Source organism: Streptomyces sp. NPDC052773, assembly GCF_044547145.1.
Classification (GTDB): Bacteria; Actinomycetota; Actinomycetes; order Streptomycetales; family Streptomycetaceae; genus Streptomyces.
In genome coordinates this window covers 279,309-292,745 of the sequence record NZ_JBITZX010000005.1, presented here as the reverse complement: position 1 = coordinate 292,745, position 13,437 = coordinate 279,309, and the positions used below count along the sequence as shown (strand labels likewise).

The window sequence follows — 13,437 nt, the reverse complement described above, 5'->3', positions numbered from 1 at the left end:
CACGGGACGGTACCGGTCGGACACGATCGACGGGTACCGTGGATGCGGCCCGGGACCACGGGAGGACATCGCAAGGAGCTTCAGGTGTTCAATGACATAGGACCGCTCGAGCTGGTGACGCTCATCGTCCTCGCCGTGCTCGTGTTCGGTCCGGACAAGCTCCCGAAGGTCATCCAGGACGTGATGCGCACGATCCGGAAGATCCGTGAGTTCTCGGAGAGCGCCAAGCAGGACATCCGGCAGGAACTCGGGCCGGAGTTCAAGGACTTCGAGTTCGAGGACCTCAACCCCAAGACGTTCATCCGCAAGCAGCTGGACAACGACGACCTGGGGCTCAAGGAGATCCGCAACACCTTCGACCTGAAGAAGGAGATGGCCGAGGTCACGGACGCGGTCCACGGCCGCGACACGGACTCCTCGCCGGCCTCGGCGTCCTCGACGTCTTCGTCCTCCGGCTCCCGCGTCGACATGACCAAGAAGCCCGAGCCCGCGGACACCCGCCCGCCGTTCGACGCCGACGCCACCTGAGCCTCGCCGAGCACCGCGGAGGCCACCGAGTCCGCCGAGTCCGCCGAGTTCCTCGAGTCCCGCGCGCACCGCGTCGCGCGCCCTGCCACGGCTCGAACCCGCTCTCGGGCGACCCACGCGCCGGGCGCATTCCCGGCTGCCCCGAGCGGTGTGGATATGCTGCCGAGTTGTTGTGCGGACCGTACGCAAATTAGCAACGCCGCCCGAAGGGGGGCGGGCGACCGGTCCGACGAGAGCGAGGAGGCGTCCGGGTACATGGAGACGACGAGTCGGTCAGTCGCGCAGGCGCCGACCGCGGAGGGTGGACAACAGGTCCCCGCCGCCCGGCGGGCCGTCGACGGCTACCTGCGAGCGTCCTTCCCGTGGTACGGCCTCGACGAGGCCTTCACGGGGCCGCGTTGGCTGATGCAGGTCGGTACGGCGGCCGACGGAGCCGTGGAGCACGGTTCGATCGGACACGGCGACGAGCCCTCGCTAAGGGGGGACGTGGCGGCGGAGGTCCGGGAGCGCTTCGCGGTCGTCGTGACCGTCGCGGCGAACCCCTCCCGCAGGAGCGCCGACGGCACGGGCCTGCTGGAGGCCACCACGGTCTCCTCGGCGGCCTGGCTGGCCGGGGTGGGGCTGCTGTCCTTCACCTGGCCCGGACAGATGGACCACAGCCTGCGCGACGACTGGCTGGAGCAGCAGACCGAGACCGCGTGGGAGCTCGCCGACGACCTCGACGGGCCCGAGTGGTCGACGCTGAGCCTTCCCGTGGACGGGGTGCCGACGCCGTTCCACTACCGCGAGTCCGAGTACGGCTGGGTCCTGGCCGGGTCGACCCAGCAGGGGGTGCACGTCGGGGCGTACGGCCGGGGCATGAGCGCGTACGGGCTCGGCTTCGCCGCGATCAAGGACATCGCCGCGTACGAGTAGAGCCACGCGGCCTGACGAGCAGAGCCGCGCACGGAAAAAGGGGCGCCGTCGGCGGACGGCGCCCCTTCGCGTCACGTGGGACCAGCCGGAGTCACATGGACCCGCTGGAGACTGCTCAGAACTTGTTCTTCGGGGTGATCCCCAGGGACAGCCCCGACAGACCCCGCTGCCGTCCGCCCAGCTTCCCCGCGATGGCGCGCAGGGCCGCGCCCGCCGGGGACTCCGGGTCGGTCAGGACGACCGGCTTGCCCTCGTCGCCGCCCTCGCGCAGGCGGACGTCGATCGGGATGGAGCCGAGGACGGGGACGTTCGTGCCCGTCGTACGGGTCAGGCCGTCGGCGACCTTCTGGCCGCCGCCCGTGCCGAAGACGTCGACCATCTCGCCGCAGTGCGGGCAGGGCAGGCCGGACATGTTCTCGACCACACCGACGATCTTCTGGTGGGTCTGCACGGCGATCGAGCCGGCCCGCTCGGCCACCTCGGCTGCGGCCTGCTGCGGGGTCGTCACGACCAGGATCTCCGCGTTCGGGATCAGCTGGGCGATGGAGATCGCGATGTCGCCGGTGCCGGGCGGCAGGTCGAGGAGGAGGACGTCGAGGTCGCCCCAGTAGACGTCCGCCAGGAACTGCTGGAGCGCGCGGTGCAGCATCGGGCCGCGCCAGACGACCGGCGCGTTGCCCGGGGTGAACATGCCGATGGAGATGACCTTCACGCCGTTCGCCGACGGCGGCATGATCATGTTCTCGACCTGGGTGGGACGGCCGTCCGCGCCCAGCATGCGGGGCACCGAGTGGCCGTAGATGTCGGCGTCGACCACGCCCACCTTCAGGCCGTCGGCGGCCATCGCGGCGGCCAGGTTGACCGTCACGGACGACTTGCCGACGCCGCCCTTGCCGGAGGCGACCGCGTAGACGCGGGTGAGGTTGCCGGGCTTGGCGAACGGGACCTCGCGCTCGGTCTGGCCGCCGCGCAGCGCCGCCGCCAGCTCCTTGCGCTGCTCGTCGCTCATCACGTCCAGCGTGACGTCGACGCGGGTGACGCCCTCGACGCGGGAGACCGCCTCGGTCACCCGCTGGGTGATCGTGTCGCGCATGGGGCAGCCCGAGACCGTCAGGTACACGGTGACGGCGACCGCTCCGTCCGCCCCGATGTCCACCGACTTGACCATCCCGAGTTCGGTGATGGGGCGGTTGATCTCGGGGTCGTTCACCGTCGCCAGTGCTTCGCGCACCGCGTCTTCCGTAGCCATAGGACGATGGTACGGCCCGGTAGCCACCCCTCGGAAAGGCTGTCAGCGGTCGTCTACGTCACGTCCGTGCGACCGTTCCGCCGGGAATACGACCGCCTCCGACCGGTGGCCGTCCCGCCGCTGCTCCAGCTCCCTGACGAGGTCGTGCAGCTCGGAGCGGATCCAGTCGCGGGTGGCGACCTCGCCCAGGCCCGTGCGCAGCGCGGCGATCTCCCGGGTCAGGTACTCGGTGTCCGCGATGGACCGCTCGTTCTGCTTGCGGTCCTGTTCGAGGTTGACCCGGTCGCGGTCGTCCTGCCGGTTCTGCGCGAGCAGGATCAGCGGGGCCGCGTAGGAGGCCTGGAGCGACAGCGCCAGGGTCAGGAAGATGAACGGATACTCGTCGAACCGCACGGACCGCGGCATGAGGGTGTTCCAGGCGACCCAGCAGATGATCGTCACCGTCATCCAGACCAGGAACCGCCCGGTGCCGATGAACCGGGCGATCCGCTCCGACAGCCGCCCGAAGGCCTCCGGGTCGTACTCGGGCAGATAGCGGCGCCGCGGCGGGGCCGGCTGGTCGAGGCGGGCGCGGGGGCGGCCGGTCGCCGTCGCCCCGGCCGGCGTCCGCTCGCGCGCGCTGTCCCGCTCAGGTGCCATGGGCGGCCGTCCCCTCGTCCAGGTGGAACTCGGTCTCCCGCCAGTCCTCCGGCAGCATGTGGTCCAGTACGTCGTCCACGGTGACCGCGCCCAGCAGCGACCCGGACTCGTCGACGACGGGCGCGGCGACCATGTCGTACGTCGCGAAGAACCCGGCGACCAGCGGCAGCGCGGCGTCCGGGGCGAGCGGCTGGAGGTCGTCGTCGACGAGCGAGCTGACCAGGGTGTACGGCGGGTCGCGCAGCAGCCGCTGGAAGTGGACCGTGCCCAGGTACTTGCCGGTGGGGGTCTCGTCGGGCGGGCGGCAGACGTAGACCTGCGCGGCGAGCGCGGGGGAGAGGTCGGGGTTGCGGACCCGGGCGAGCGCGTCGGCGACGGTGGCGTCCGGGCGCAGCACGATCGGCTCGGTGGTCATGAGACCGCCGGCGGTGTGCTCCTCGTACGACATCAGGCGGCGCATGTCGGCCGCGTCGTCGGGCTGCATCAGGCCCAGCAGCCGCTCCTGCTCCTCCTTCGGCAGCTCGGCGAGCAGGTCGGCCGCGTCGTCCGGGTCCATGGCCTCCAGGACGTCGGCGGCGCGCTCGCCCTGGAGCTTGCCGAGGATCTCGATCTGGTCGTCCTCCGGCAGCTCCTCCAGGACGTCGGCGAGCCGGTCGTCGTCGAGGGCGGCGGCGACCTCGGCGCGGCGCTTGGGGGAGAGGTGGTGCAGCACGTTCGCCAGGTCGGCGGCGCGCAGCTGCTCGAAGGTGGCGAGCAGGTTCTCGGCGCCCTGCCCGTGCTCCTCCAGGGAGAACCCGGTGACCGCCGACCACTCGACGGTCAGCGTCTCGCCCTTGGCGCGGCGGAAGGCGCCGCCCTTCCTCCCCTTGCGTACGAACACCCGGTCGATCTCCCAGTCGCGGCGGGCCGGGAGCTGCTGCACCGACAGGTCGAGGACGGTGACCTCCTCGCCGGTCTCGACCAGGGTGACCCGCCGGTCCAGCAGCTCGCCGAAGACCAGCCGCTCGGTCGGGCGCTGCTCGAAGCGGCGGACGTTCAGCACGCCGGTGGTGATGACCTGGCCGGACTCGATGCCGGTGACCCGGGTCATGGGCAGGAAGATCCGCCGCCGGGTGGCCAGTTCGACGACCAGGCCGAGCAGCCGTGGCGGCCGGCGGGCGACCCGCAGCATGACGACCAGATCGCGCACCCGCCCCACCTGGTCGCCGTTGGGGTCGAAGACGGCGATGCCGGCGAGGTGCGAGACGAAGATCCGGGGAGCGCCCGCTGCCATGTTGTTCGCACCTCCGCTTCCATGACGCCGCTCGGTCCCGCTTCCGTACGGCAGCCTGGCCGCTTCCGTACGACCGCTGTGCCGCTTCCGTGCTGTTTCGGTGTACCGCGCGTGTTATCCGGATTGCCCGTTCGGGTGGGCTTCAGGCTAGCCCGTCCGGATCGGATACGCCCTGGTGAGCGGTCCGGACGGACTGGCTCCGTTCGACCCTCCGCACCCCGGTACTCTGCGGTACGCCGACCGGACCCCCGTGAGAAAGGCAGCCCCACCTGTGACCGCGATTCCCCAGGGCCGTATCCGTCGGGCCACGCTGGCGAGCGCGCTGTGCGCGCTGGTGGTGACCGGGGCGGGGCTGACGGGATGCAGCAGCGAGGACCCGGACGCGGGCACCAACGGAGTGGGCAAGCTGCCCCCCGAGAAGATCCAGGCCAAGACCCTGGCCGCCGCGGAGTCCGCCGGCGCGGTACGGCTCTCCGGGACGGTCGTGACCAGCGGGCGCACGTACAAGCTGGACATGCGGCTCAAGGGTGACGGCGGCACCGGGTCCGTCACCGCCGGCGGGGCGTCCTTCGAGCTGCTGCGGATCGGGGACCAGCTCTATCTGAAGGCGGACAGCGCGTTCTGGAACCCGGAGGGCGGCAACGGCGGCAACGGCGACGCCGCCGCCGCGGCCAAGCTGAACGGCAAGTACGTCAAGGTGCCCGAGGGCGACCCCTCCTACCGGCGCTTCAGCGGCTTCACCGACAAGGACGTCCTCCTCGACAGCCTGCTCACCCTGCACGGCACCCTGAAGACCGACGGCCGCCACCGGCAGGCCGGCGTGCGCACCATCCGCATCACCGGCGACCAGGGCTCCGGCGGCACCCTCGACGTCTCCCTCGAGGGCAAGCCCTACCCCCTGCGCCTGGTCCGCGGCGGCGACGCGGGCACCCTGACCTTTTCCGCCTGGGGCAAGGACTTCCCGCTGACCGAGCCGGACAAGAACGAGACGGTGGACTACGGCCGGCAGCTGCCGACGTCGTAAGGAGGGGCGCGCCTGTCATCCCCGCCCACTGGGCGGCGATCCGCGATCGCACCGCCGCGCAGTCCGGCGATGCCGGGACGGTCCGCCCCAGGGCGGGCTACTTGCGCTTGCGTCGCTTCATCAGCAGCCGCGGCAGCGCCGCCGGGATCGGACGCCGGGTCGTCGCCGGGCTGGGCAGCGGCGCCTGTGCGAGGGAGCCCTCGGGCAGCGGCAGCGTGACACCCGTCGGCTCCAGGCGGAGCACCCTGCACTCGCGGCGCCAGCGCTCGGGCATCGCCTCGCCGTCGGGCGCGTTGAGCCGCTTGCCCTTCAGCTCGGCGACCGCGGCCTCCCACGCCTCGGACTCCGGCGCCAGCTCCACGACCGTCGCCGTCCAGGCCACCACCCGGCCGCCCTTGTCCTTGCTGCGCACCGTCACCTCGGCGGTGGCCCCGTCGGTGAGCCCCGGCAGCGGCTGCTCGCCCGGCCCGTCGCCGACCACGCACGCCGCACCCTCGTGCCAGGCGTGCCACAGCGCACGGGCGGGGACCCCGGGGCCGTTCACCCAGATGAGCCCGGACTTCTTCGTGGCCTCCTCGACGAGGGCCCGGTCGAGCAGCTCGGTTGTCATGGGCCCAGCCTATCCAGGCCCTCGCGCCCGGCCCGGGTCAGAGCCAGCCGTTGCGCTTCAGCGTGCGGTGGATCCCGAAACAGATCATGGCGGTGATCCCGAGCACCATCGGGTAGCCGAACCTCCACCGCAGCTCCGGCATGTAGTCGAAGTTCATCCCGTACACGCCGCACACCATCGTCGGTACGGCGATGATCGCCGCCCACGAGGTGATCTTCCGCATGTCCTCGTTCTGCGCGACGGACGCCTGGGCGAGGTTGGCCTGGAGGATGGAGTTCAGCAGCTCGTCGAAGCCCATGACCTGCTCCTGCACCCGGGCCAGGTGGTCGGCGACGTCCCGGAAGTACTTCTGGATGTCCGGGTCGATCAGCCGCATCGGCCGCTCGCTCAGCAGCTGCATCGGCCGCACCAGCGGCGACACCGCCCGCTTGAACTCCAGCACCTCACGCTTGAGCTGGTAGATCTGCCCGGCGTCGGTGCCGCGCGGGGTGCCCTTGCGCCCCGGCGAGAACACCTCGGTCTCCACCTCGTCGATGTCGTCCTGCACCGCGTCGGCGACCGCGATGTACCCGTCGACGACATGGTCCGCGATGGCGTGCAGCACCGCCGAGGGGCCCTTGGCCAGCAGCTCCGGTTCGTCCTGGAGCCGGTGCCGCAGCCCGCGCAACGAGCCCTGGCCGCCGTGCCGGACGGTGATGAAGAAGTCCTGGCCGGTGAAGCACATCACCTCGCCGGTCTCGACGACCTGGCTGTTGGCGGTCAGCTCGTCGTGCTCGACGTAGTGGATGGTCTTGAAGACGGTGAAGAGCGAGTCGTCGTAGCGCTCCAGCTTGGGCCGCTGGTGGGCCTGGACGGCGTCCTCCACGGCCAGCGGGTGCAGCCCGAACACGCTGGCGATACCGGCGAATTCGGCCTCGGTCGGCTCGTGCAGCCCGATCCAGACGAACCCTCCGTCGCGGCGCACCTGGCGCATCGCCTCCTGCGGCGTCAGCGGCCGGGAGCTGGCCACGCGGGCTCCGTCGCGGTAGACGGCGCAGTCGACGACGGCCGAGGAGGTCGCGGGGTCGCGAGTGGTGTCGTAGCCGCCGGTGTCCTTGCGCAGAGCGGGGCGGGACGGGCGGACTGCGGCGCGCAGGTCGCGAATCATCGACATGGGCAGGCTCCTTCGCAACGGGCAACGAAAGACCGCCGACGACGAGTGGAACTACCCGGAATGAGGACGTTTTCTCGACTGCGGATGTTTGGCACGTCCACAAAGCGGGGAGCACCGCACCGTCGCGGTGGCGAGCTTCGCTACTGAGTCAGCTGCTGATGCAGACCAGACAGAACAGACAGATCAGGTAGAGCGAAACGAAGTGCTCTTCCGGGTGACCCGGATGAAGGCGCGCATGCGAAAGGCGGCAACCAGCCAGAGCGAGAGCAGCTACATCAGAGACCGGAAGAGCGGGTGCTACTGCACGGTCGACTTCGATCCATGACAGCCCCACCTCCTCCGGCCGGTCCCTGCTGAGGGACGATCCCAACCCCCTAGAGGGTTCCCGTGGCGTCGGGACTTCACCCGCACGCTTGCCGCGTGCTGCCCGACCACCGGCCAAGAGTATCAGCCGACTGAAGTGTCAAGGCGTTGCTTTGCCCGGTCCTGACGAGTTCTATGCTCGCCGCATGGCTGATGTTCTTCCTTTGGTCGAAGCCCGGTTGCGCACCGCGCTCGGCGAGCCCGACGCCCGCGCCGCGGTCACCTTCCTCGGCACGGACCGGATCGAGGTGCTGCGCTTCCACGAGGGGGACATCGTCCGTTACGCCACCCTCGGCATGTCCGCCCAGCCCATGACCGACCCCACCGCGGTGCTCGCCGACCCGGTCAAGGGCCCCCGCGCCGAGCTGGTCCTCTCGGTGCGCGCCGGGCTCGCCGACACCGACAAGGTGCTCCGCCCGCTGGCCGTGCTCGCCGCGTCCCCGCAGGTCGAGGGTGTGGTCGTGGCCCCGGGCGCGTCGCTGGACGTGGGGGAGCCGCTGTGGCCGGGCGCCCCGTTCTCCTCGGTGCTGGTCGCCGAACCGGGCGGCCTGGTCGAGGATCTGGAACTGGACGCTCCGATGGACCCCGTACGGTTCCTGCCGCTGCTGCCGATGACCCCGAACGAGGCCGCCTGGAAGCGGGTGCACGGCGCCCAGGCCCTCCAGGAACGCTGGCTGAACCAGGGAACGGACCTGCGCGATCCGCTGCGCGCCTCCGTCCCGCTCGGGTGACCCATCTCACCAACCCCCGGCCGGCACCGGTCAGTTGGCGAACGGCCGAACATCTGAACGTGCGAACGTCGACTGATCCGCCTGCCCTCCTGCCGCCGCTTCACCCTGCCCCGGCCCCCATTTCCGTCCGGACGGGTGATCGTCCTTGACGTGACGCGGCGCGGGTAGGACCGTGGAGCCCTATGAGGGGCGAACCCAGTTGCCCGAAGTGCGGTGGCCGGGTCAGGGCGCCCGGACTCTTTGCCGACTCGTGGCAGTGCGATGTGCATGGCGCGGTCTATCCGCTGCAACCCGTGGTGCCGCCCAGCGTCGAGGCCCTCACCGTCGTGGTACGTCGCGCCCAGGTGCCGGTGTGGATGCCGTGGCCGCTGCCGATCGGCTGGCTCTACACGGGTGTGCTCTGCGCGGGCGACGACCGCAGCGGTGGCCGTGCCACGGCGCTGGCCTGCTCGGGACCCAGCCCGCTCGGCGGTGTCGGCGAGCTGATCCTGATCGCGGAGGAGCTGGGCGTCGGGCTCGGCGCGCGGTACGCGGGCATCGACGGACCGGACCCGGGGCCGTATGTGGACGTCGAGAAGCCGCCGCAGGCCAAGGTGCTCGCCGCCGGCCGGCCCACCCCGCTCTGGCTTGTCTCCGGCACCCCGGACGACCGGGCGGTGTTCGCCGGCGAGGCGATGGGGATGTGGCTGTGGGCCGTCGTCTGGCCCGAGCAGTCGGGCCTGCTGATGTACGACGAGCTGGTGCTGACGGATCTGCGGGACGCCGGGGCGGAGATGGAGCTGGTGCCCTGCGGGGCGCTGTCCCCGCGCCTGCTGTCGCCCGAGCCCGAAGGGTGACCGTCGGGGGACGGTGACATGACGGGTGTGTAAAGGGCGCAGGCCCGGAGCGGGTGTGACATCGGGGGGTCGGTTGCGGCTATCCTTGGGTGTCCCTTCCGTGTCGTCACCCGCTTGGAGTACGCGTCGTGCGCATAGACCTGCACACCCACTCCACCGCGTCCGACGGTACGGACACCCCCGCCGAGCTGGTGCGCAAGGCCGCCGCGGCCGGTCTGGACGTGGTCGCGCTGACCGACCACGACACGACCCGCGGCCACGCCGAGGCGATCGCCGCGCTGCCGCGGGGGCTGACCCTCGTCACCGGGGCCGAGCTGTCCTGCCGTGTCGACGGCATCAGCATGCACATGCTGGCCTACCTGTTCGACCCCGAGGAGCCCGCCCTGCTCGCCGAGCGGGAGCTGGTGCGCGACGACCGCGTGCCGCGGGCCAAGGGCATGATCGCCAAGCTGAACGAGCTGGGCGTGCCGGTCACCTGGGAGCAGGTGTCGCGGATCGCCGGGGACGGGTCCGTGGGGCGGCCGCATGTCGCGTCCGCGCTGGTCGAGCTGGGTGTCGTCGACACCGTGAGCGACGCGTTCACCCAGGACTGGCTCGCCGACGGCGGCCGGGCCTTCGTCGAGAAGCACGAGACCGATCCCTTCGAGGCGATCCGGCTGATCAAGGGCGCGGGCGGGGTCGCGGTGTTCGCACACCCCGGGGCCGCCAAGCGCGGCCGTACGGTGCCGGAGTCCGCGATCGCCGAGATGGCCGCCGCGGGCCTCGACGGCATCGAGGTCGACCACATGGACCACGACCCGGACACCCGGGCGCGGCTGCACGGCCTGGCCAAGGAGCTGGGGCTGCTCGTGACCGGCTCCAGCGACTACCACGGCAGCCGCAAGACCTGTGTGCTCGGCGAGTACACGACCGACCCCGAGGTGTACGGGGAGATCACCCGGCGGGCGACCGGGGCGTTCCCGGTGCCGGGGACCGGCGGAGCGATCTGAGCGATCCGAGCGATCGCGGGGCGCGGCACGTGCCGTCCGCTCCCCCTCATCCCCTCACGCCCTCTTTCTCTCTTTCAGTGCAAGGCCTGTAGCTCACCCATGTTCGACATCGCCGTCTTCGGTTCTCTGTTCCTGACCCTTTTTGTCATCATGGATCCCCCTGGGATCACCCCGATCTTCCTCGCCCTGACCGCCGGACGGCCCGCCAAGGTGCAGAAGCGGATGGCCTTCCAGGCCGTCTGCGTGGCCGGCGGTGTGATCACCGTCTTCGGCGTGCTGGGGCACCAGATCCTGAACTATCTGCACGTGTCCGTCCCGGCGCTGATGATCGCCGGCGGTCTGCTGCTCCTGCTGATCGCGCTCGACCTGCTCACCGGCAAGACCGACGAGCCGAAGCAGACCAAGGACGTCAACGTCGCCCTCGTGCCGCTGGGCATGCCGCTGCTGGCCGGTCCGGGTGCGATCGTCTCCGTCATCCTCGCCGTGCAGAAGGCCGACGGCGTCGGCATGCAGCTGTCGGTGTGGTCGGCGATCCTCGCCATCCACGTGGTGCTGTGGCTGGTGATGCGGTACTCGCTGCTGATCATCCGGGTCATCAAGGACGGCGGCGTGGTGCTGGTGACCAGGCTCGCGGGCATGATGCTGTCCGCGATCGCCGTGCAGCAGATCATCAACGGCGTCACCCAGGTGATCCAGGGCGCCTGACCGGGGCGCGGCGGCCGGTGATGTGATCCCGGTCCCGGCCGTCCCCCGATCGGACGCAACAGAGCCCCGTACGGCCGTCATGCCGTACGGGGCTCTCAAGCATGTGGGTGGGTTACGAGGCCGGGGTGTCGGCCGGACGGATCCACAGGCGCTGGCCGATCGCGGCGGCCTGCTGAACGATCCGGTTGACGGAGGCGGCGTCCACGACGGTGGTGTCCACGGGCGTGCCGTCGACGTCGTCGAGTCGCAGAATCTCGAAGCGCATGGCTTCTCCCTTCGTCTGGTCATCCTCCCTGAGGAGAACTACTGGTGGATGGCCCACGGAGCGACGGTGCCCCGGGTTCCATACGGATGCAACGCGATGCTTGTTACAAACATTCCCTACGCTAAAGAAATTTTTCGAACAACTAATTACTGACGGGTAAGCGTTTCGATCGCTTACGCTCCGAGACCGACCGGGACCGGTTGTGTTCACACTGTGACGGCGCGGACAATGGAAGCGATGAACGACGACCTCTCGGCGCTGGCCGACCGCCTCGACCGGACCAACGAGCTGCTGAAGCGCATGCTCGCCGAGGTGGCGAAGACGCCCTCGACCCATGCGATCTTCGTGGACGCCGGGTACCTCTACGCGGCCGCGGGACGCCTCGTCGCCGGGACCGAGGACCGCCGCGCGTTCGACCTCGACGCCGAGGGCCTGATCGACGCCCTGATCGACCGTGCCCGCACCGTCTTCGCCGACAGCAGGCTGCTGCGCGTCTACTGGTACGACGGCGCCCGCCGCCGTATCCACACCGCCGAGCAGCAGACCATCGCCGAGCTGCCCGACGTCAAGGTGCGCCTGGGCAACCTCAACGCGAACAACCAGCAGAAGGGCGTCGACTCCCTGATCAGGACCGATCTGGAGTCCCTGGCCCGGCACCGGGCGATCAGCGACGCCGCCCTCCTCGGCGGCGACGAGGACCTGGTCTCGGCCGTCGAGGCGGCCCAGGGCTACGGCGCGCGGGTGCACCTGTGGGGCATCGAGGCACCCGAGGGACGCAACCAGGCCGAACCGCTGCTCTGGGAGGTCGACAGCCAGCGCACCCTCGACCTGGACTTCTTCAAGCCGTACGTCTCCCGGCGCACCGCCGCCGCCTACGACGCGAACACCGCCGCCCGGCCCGCCCGGGAGGACGTCCGCTTCGTCGGCGCGCAGATCGCGGCGAAGTGGCTGTCCTCGCGGGGCCGCGAGGCACTGGTCGAGCTGCTGCCCGGCCACCCCTACCTGCCCGGCTCCGTCGACCAGGACCTGCTGGTGGAGGCGGAGGGCATGCTCCAGTACTCCCTGCGCGGCCAGGCGGATCTGCGGCGGGCGCTGCGGGACGGGTTCTGGGAGCACCTGCAGACGCTGTACTAGGGGGTGTCTCGTCGATCACGCCGGGAGCCCGGCCTGATCGACGAGACACCCCCTAGCGCCCCGCGCCCGGGACACCCGCGGGATCAGCCGGACGGGTGCTCGTCCCAGAAATCGGCCACCGCGCGGGCCGTCGGCAGCGGCTGGTCCAGGTTGGGCGAATGCTCCGCGCCCGGTACGACCGTGCGGTGCGCGCCCAGCCGGCCTGCCATCTCGTCCAGCAACGGCAACGGCCAGGTCTCGTCCCGGGTGCCGGACAGCACATGGCACGGCAGCGGTACGGCGGCCAGCTCGCCGACCCGGTCCGGCTCCGTGCACAGCTGCTGTCCCGTCGCCCTGAGCTGCGCGGGCGAGTGACCCAGCCAGCGGCGGCGCAGCTGCTCCGGGCCGCCCAGCCCGCGCGCCGGCCCACCGACGTCCTCGGGCGCCCCCATCGCCAGGATCGCCTCCCACACCTCCGCCATCGACAGCACGGCCAGCGCGTCCCGCAGCAGCTTCACCCGGGACTGCTGCGCGGTGGAGATCTCCGCCGGACCCGAGGAGACGAGGGTGAGCGAGGCGAAGGGGGAGTGGTCGAGGAGTACGGCCGCGCGCGCGATCTGCCCGCCGAGCGAGTGCCCGAGCAGATGCACCGGCGCACCCCCGCCCAGGGCCTCGGCCTGCGCCAGCACATCCTGCGCCAACTCGCCCTGAGCGTAGGCCGTTTCGTCGTCCTCCGGCCCCTTCGACTCGAACTGGCCGCGCCCGTCCACGGCGACCGTCCGGTACCCGCGCGCGGCCAGCGGCTCGTGCATCAGGTGAAAGTCCTCCTTGCTGCCGGTGAACCCGGGCAGCAGCAGGGCGACACCGCGCGGCTCGGTATCCGGAAGCGGGGGCATGTCCACGACCGCGAAGTCGCCGCGGGCGGTCCGGAGGGGGTAGGCGCGGGCACCGGGAGGCGGGGCGAGGGGGGCGGGGGTGGTCACGGGGGGAGATTAGCGCGGGTACGCCGACGGCCCGGTCCCACGCGAGGTGGGCCGGGCCGTC

At 71.1% G+C, this 13,437-nt stretch carries 15 protein-coding genes; 8 read left to right on the top strand and 7 right to left on the bottom strand.

The features are described 5' to 3' along the window. Nucleotides 1-84: 84 nt before the first annotated feature. Nucleotides 85-528 carry a sec-independent translocase gene (locus ACIG0D_RS14105; RefSeq protein WP_399799846.1) on the top strand — a complete coding sequence of 148 codons (444 nt, stop codon included), beginning with the start codon at nt 85-87 and terminating at the stop codon, nt 526-528. A 255-nt stretch (nt 529-783) separates the two neighbouring features. After that, nucleotides 784-1,443, top strand: coding sequence for a hypothetical protein (locus tag ACIG0D_RS14100; RefSeq protein ID WP_399799843.1), 660 nt, complete (start codon nt 784-786; stop codon nt 1,441-1,443). Between the two features lie 115 nt (nt 1,444-1,558). On the opposite strand, the gene ACIG0D_RS14095 is transcribed toward ACIG0D_RS14100, so the two are convergent. From ACIG0D_RS14095 to ACIG0D_RS14085, 3 genes are read right to left on the bottom strand one after another with little or no spacing between them, the layout of a single operon-like run. Next, a complete protein-coding gene (locus ACIG0D_RS14095; RefSeq protein WP_399799840.1) occupies nt 1,559-2,692 on the bottom strand; it encodes an Mrp/NBP35 family ATP-binding protein in 1,134 nt (377 codons plus the stop codon). A gap of 42 nt (nt 2,693-2,734) precedes the next feature. Continuing rightward, nucleotides 2,735-3,331, bottom strand: a complete 597-nt coding sequence (locus tag ACIG0D_RS14090) for a DUF1003 domain-containing protein (RefSeq protein ID WP_399799838.1) — start codon at nt 3,329-3,331, stop codon at nt 2,735-2,737. Beyond that, nucleotides 3,321-4,604 (bottom strand): magnesium transporter MgtE N-terminal domain-containing protein, encoded by a 1,284-nt coding sequence (locus ACIG0D_RS14085; protein ID WP_399799835.1) that lies wholly within the window; start codon nt 4,602-4,604, stop codon nt 3,321-3,323. Before ACIG0D_RS14085 ends, ACIG0D_RS14090 begins: the two co-directional genes overlap by 11 nt. A 271-nt stretch (nt 4,605-4,875) precedes the next feature. Here ACIG0D_RS14085 and ACIG0D_RS14080 point away from each other — a divergent pair, with 271 nt between their 5' ends. After that, nucleotides 4,876-5,628 (top strand): hypothetical protein, encoded by a 753-nt coding sequence (locus tag ACIG0D_RS14080; protein ID WP_399799832.1) that lies wholly within the window; start codon nt 4,876-4,878, stop codon nt 5,626-5,628. Nucleotides 5,629-5,725: 97 nt separating this feature from the next. On the opposite strand, the gene ACIG0D_RS14075 is transcribed toward ACIG0D_RS14080, so the two are convergent. Then, nucleotides 5,726-6,238, bottom strand: coding sequence for a hypothetical protein (locus ACIG0D_RS14075; protein WP_399799830.1), 513 nt, complete (start codon nt 6,236-6,238; stop codon nt 5,726-5,728). 37 nt (nt 6,239-6,275) lie between these two features. Further along, nucleotides 6,276-7,391, bottom strand: a complete 1,116-nt coding sequence (locus ACIG0D_RS14070; RefSeq protein WP_399799827.1) for a magnesium and cobalt transport protein CorA — start codon at nt 7,389-7,391, stop codon at nt 6,276-6,278. 509 nt (nt 7,392-7,900) lie between these two features. Between ACIG0D_RS14070 and ACIG0D_RS14065 the strand changes: the two genes are divergently transcribed. From ACIG0D_RS14065 to ACIG0D_RS14050, 4 genes are all read left to right on the top strand, one after another. Further along, complete coding sequence (locus ACIG0D_RS14065) at nt 7,901-8,485, top strand: suppressor of fused domain protein (protein ID WP_399799825.1); 585 nt, start codon at nt 7,901-7,903, stop codon at nt 8,483-8,485. 182 nt (nt 8,486-8,667) lie between these two features. Then, nucleotides 8,668-9,321 carry a DUF6758 family protein gene (locus ACIG0D_RS14060; protein ID WP_399799823.1) on the top strand — a complete coding sequence of 218 codons (654 nt, stop codon included), beginning with the start codon at nt 8,668-8,670 and terminating at the stop codon, nt 9,319-9,321. Nucleotides 9,322-9,449: 128 nt separating this feature from the next. Further along, entirely contained in the window at nt 9,450-10,310 is an 861-nt protein-coding gene (locus tag ACIG0D_RS14055) for a PHP domain-containing protein (RefSeq protein ID WP_399799820.1), read from the top strand. 99 nt (nt 10,311-10,409) lie between these two features. Further along, a complete protein-coding gene (locus ACIG0D_RS14050; protein ID WP_399799817.1) occupies nt 10,410-11,015 on the top strand; it encodes a MarC family protein in 606 nt (201 codons plus the stop codon). A 112-nt stretch (nt 11,016-11,127) separates the two neighbouring features. Here the strand turns inward: ACIG0D_RS14050 and ACIG0D_RS14045 are convergent, their stop codons facing one another. Continuing rightward, entirely contained in the window at nt 11,128-11,280 is a 153-nt protein-coding gene (locus tag ACIG0D_RS14045) for a hypothetical protein (protein WP_166002179.1), read from the bottom strand. A gap of 228 nt (nt 11,281-11,508) precedes the next feature. Between ACIG0D_RS14045 and ACIG0D_RS14040 the strand changes: the two genes are divergently transcribed. Beyond that, a complete protein-coding gene (locus ACIG0D_RS14040; RefSeq protein ID WP_399799814.1) occupies nt 11,509-12,414 on the top strand; it encodes an NYN domain-containing protein in 906 nt (301 codons plus the stop codon). Between the two features lie 83 nt (nt 12,415-12,497). Here ACIG0D_RS14040 and ACIG0D_RS14035 read toward each other — a convergent pair whose 3' ends face one another. After that, nucleotides 12,498-13,376: an alpha/beta fold hydrolase gene (locus tag ACIG0D_RS14035; RefSeq protein WP_399799811.1), complete on the bottom strand. Its 879-nt coding sequence runs from the start codon at nt 13,374-13,376 to the stop codon at nt 12,498-12,500. Between the last annotated feature and the right edge of the window lie 61 nt (nt 13,377-13,437).